The following is a 3,567-nucleotide window of genomic DNA, read 5'->3' as shown; positions in this document are numbered from 1 at the left end:
AAGTACCAGACCGCGGTCGCCGAGATCATGGCGGTCGATCCCGCTGCCAGCGCCGCCGCGAGCCGCCTACCGCGTGCCATGCTGATCCCGGCAAACACGGCCAGGGCCGCGGCCTGGGCACCGATACCTATCCCCTGTGCGCGCGCCGAGACCTTCTCGAAGGATCCGTCGATTCCGTAGTCACCCTGGTGGTCATGCACGCCACCGAGCTTACGACCCTATAAGGCGCCGAAGGGTTTTCAGGCTTTCATCACCAACGGCCGTGGTGGACGACTTCGGAGAAGGGCCGTCGATTCGGCTTGCGGATCGGGGTGAGCGGACGATCGGCGGGATAACCGACACCGAGCAGAAATGCCACCAGGTGATCGTCGGGGACACCCAGGATGGCCCGGGCTTTGTCCTGGTCCCCCACCGACGAGTGACCGGTCCCGATGCCCAGATCTGTGGCTGCGATCATCATCGCCATGGTGGCCTGACCGACGTCGTAGTTGTCGGTGACCACCCTGCGCTCGTCGGGCGGTACCGGTATGACAAAGGCGATCGCCGCGGGCGCCGCGGCGATGTGGCCGGCGCCCCGCCACACCGTGGACAACTCCCGCAACTGATCGGCGTCGGTGACGATCACGAAATCCCACGGCTGCCGGTTTTTCGCCGACGGGGCACGCCATCCGGCTTCGGCGATCCGGTCCAGATCCTCGGCTGGGATCGGGTCCGGCCGGTACTCGCGCACGTTTCGTCGAGCAGCGATCGCGTCCCAGGCTTCCATTTGTGCCCTCCTCTGGCAGACAATCGTGGTCAACCGGTGTTGAGCGGCACGAATTCCCTGATAGGAACGAGGTCGGCCGCGTGAAGCGAGTGGCGCCCAAACACCTTGGGCCACAATTCGACACGTTACCCGCCGTGGACTCGACGCCCGCGGGGGAGCCAGACGAGTTTTGGTTACGCAGATATCGGGAAAGACCTGGTGAACCAGTAGTTCAGCCCACTGGTGAACCGAATGAGGCGCTGCCTCGTGAACCACCAGGGTGGTTCCGAAGCTCAGAAAGGCGCATAGCCCCATGGCAGAGAATCTGACGCCGCATTTCGAAGAGGTGCAGGCGCATTACGACTTGTCCGACGACTTCTTCCGGCTCTTCCTGGACCCGACCATGACCTATAGCTGTGCGTACTGGGACCGGATGCGCGATATCTCGCTGGAAGAGGCGCAGATCCGCAAGATCGACCTGGCGCTGGGCAAGCTGGGTCTGCGCCCCGGCATGACGCTCCTGGAGGTCGGCTGCGGCTGGGGTAGCACGATGCGCCGCGCGATCGAGAAGTACGACGTGAACGTCATCGGTTTGACCTTGTCCAAACACCAGGCAGGCCACGTGCAGGAGCTGTTCGACGCGATGCACACCGAACGCAGCAGGCGGGTGGTGCTGCAGGGGTGGGAGCAGTTTGAGGAGTCTGTGGATCGAATCGTGTCCATCGGCGCGTTCGAGCATTTCGGGTATGACCGCTACGACGATTTCTTCGCGAAGGCCTACCGCATCCTGCCCGATGACGGGGTGATGCTGCTGCATACGATCACCATGCTGACCCCGCAACAGATGGTGGAACGTGGCCTGCCGATGACCGACGAGGTCGCAAGCTTCACCGAATTCATCGGTGCAGAGATCTTCCCGGGGGGCCAGTTGCCGCCGATCGAGATGGTGGAGTTCCACGCGTCAAAGATGGGTTTCAATCTCAAGCGTCGGCAGTCGCTGCAGCTGCACTACGCCAGGACACTCGACCACTGGGCCGAGGCGTTACAGGCTCGCCATGCCGAGGCCGTCGAGATTCAGTCCGAAGAGGTCTACCAGCGATACATGAGGTACCTGACCGGTTGCGCCGACGCGTTCCGCAAGGGCTACATCGACGTCAATCAGTTCACCTTGGGCAAGTAGGCCCTGCCCGTAGGGCAGAAACCTGAACACTTTTCGCAAGCACCCACCCGTGTCGGTGTCCGGGTCTATCGTGGCACCGCGATGGCGCTTCATCTGCACCGTGCCGAGCGCACCGATCTGCTTGCCGACGGTCTCGGCGCCCTGCTGGCCAACCCGCTGACCGACCCGTTCGCCGAGGACCTGGTCCTGGTTCCGGCGCGCGGTGTCGAGCGCTGGCTCAGTCAACGACTGTCGCACGTGCTCGGGCGCGGAGTCGCCGGCGGCGACGGGGTGTGCGCCGCGGTGGCGTTCCGCAGCCCGGGTTCCTTGATCGCCGAACTCACCGGCACGGCCGACGACGATCCGTGGTCGCCGGACGCGATGGCATGGCCGCTGCTGCAGGTGATCGATTGCTCGTTGGATGAGGCCTGGTGTCGCACGCTGGCAACACATTTGGGCCACTTCGCGCCGACCGAGACGGAGGCCGAGCTGCGGCGCGGGCGCCGCTATTCGGTGGCGCGCCGGCTGGCGGGCTTGTTCGCCTCGTACGGCCGCCAGCGGCCGCGGTTGCTCGTCGATTGGCTCGAGGGCAACCCGGGCGATCTCGACGAAGACCTGCTGTGGCAGCCCGCACTCTGGCGGGCGCTGGTCGCCACCGTGCCCGCCGATCCCCCACACATTCGGCAGGAGAAGACGGTGGCCCGGCTGCGCGCGGGTCCGGCGGACCTGCCGACGCGGCTGTCCTTATTCGGGCACACGCGGTTGGCGTGTACCGATGTGGAACTGCTGGACGCCTTGTCCGCCCATCACGACCTGCACCTGTGGCTGCCGCATCCCAGCGACCAGCTGTGGCGGGACCTCGCCGGCGTCCATGGCTCTATTCCGCGCCGCGACGACACCAGTCACCGCGTCGTGGCCCACCCGCTGCTGGCGACGCTCGGGCGGGACCTGCGCGAACTCCAACGCAGCCTGCCGCCCACGCCGCAGACGGACGAATACCTCCGCGGCACGACACCGTCGGACACGCTGCTCGGCTGGCTGCAGTCCGATATCGCCGCCAACGTTGTTCGGCCACAAGGGCGGACGTTGATGGGCGATGACCGGTCGGTGCAGATACACAACTGCCATGGGCCTGCCCGCCAGGTCGATGTGCTGCGGGAGGTGCTGCTCGGCCTGCTGCAGGACGACGCGACGCTCGAGCCACGCGACATCCTGGTGATGTGCCCGGACATCGAGACGTACGCGCCCCTCATCGTGGCCGACTTCGGGCTAGGCGACGTGGTGCACGGCGCGCATCCCGCTCACCGCTTGCGGGTTCGGCTCGCGGACCGCTCGCTGATTCAGACCAATCCGCTGCTCGGCGTCGCCTCGCAACTGCTGGCGCTGGCGGGCAGCAGGGCGACGGCCAGTGAGGTGCTCAGCTTCGCGCAGACCCCGCCGGTGCGCGCCCGTTTCGGTTTCACCGATGACGATCTCGAGGACATCACCCGCTGGGTCCGGCAGGCGAACATCCGGTGGGGCCTGGATCAGCAGCATCGGCGCCCGTACCACGTCGACTTCGTGCACAACACATGGCGTTTCGGCGTCGACCGCATCCTGGCCGGCGTCGCGATGTCCGACGATTCACACGCGTGGATCGACGCGACGCTGCCGCTCGACGACG

General features: G+C 66.0%; 3 protein-coding genes and 1 pseudogene. 2 read left to right on the top strand and 2 right to left on the bottom strand.

Annotation, left to right across the window (positions count from 1 at the left end; translation table 11 throughout):
* Both VN856_RS11915 and VN856_RS11910 read right to left on the bottom strand, forming a co-directional pair.
* Positions 1-200: pseudogene (locus VN856_RS11915) on the bottom strand (SAM-dependent methyltransferase); the annotation flags it as partial.
* A gap of 50 nt (positions 201-250) precedes the next feature.
* Entirely contained in the window at positions 251-766 is a 516-nt protein-coding gene (locus VN856_RS11910) for a nitroreductase family protein (RefSeq protein WP_325689212.1), read from the bottom strand.
* A gap of 292 nt (positions 767-1,058) precedes the next feature.
* On the opposite strand from VN856_RS11910, the gene VN856_RS11905 reads away from it, so the two are divergent.
* Positions 1,059-1,925 carry a cyclopropane mycolic acid synthase family methyltransferase gene (locus VN856_RS11905; protein WP_325689210.1) on the top strand — a complete coding sequence of 289 codons (867 nt, stop codon included), beginning with the start codon at positions 1,059-1,061 and terminating at the stop codon, positions 1,923-1,925.
* Between the two features lie 81 nt (positions 1,926-2,006).
* Positions 2,007-3,567, top strand: a 1,561-nt coding sequence (locus tag VN856_RS11900; protein ID WP_325689208.1) for an exodeoxyribonuclease V subunit gamma, incomplete at its 3' end; no start/stop codon positions are given.

Source organism: Mycobacterium sp. (assembly GCF_035603715.1).
Taxonomy (GTDB): domain Bacteria; phylum Actinomycetota; class Actinomycetes; order Mycobacteriales; family Mycobacteriaceae; genus Mycobacterium.
The sequence above is the reverse complement of the archived record's forward strand: the minus strand, read 5'-3'. Positions and strand labels throughout refer to the sequence as shown.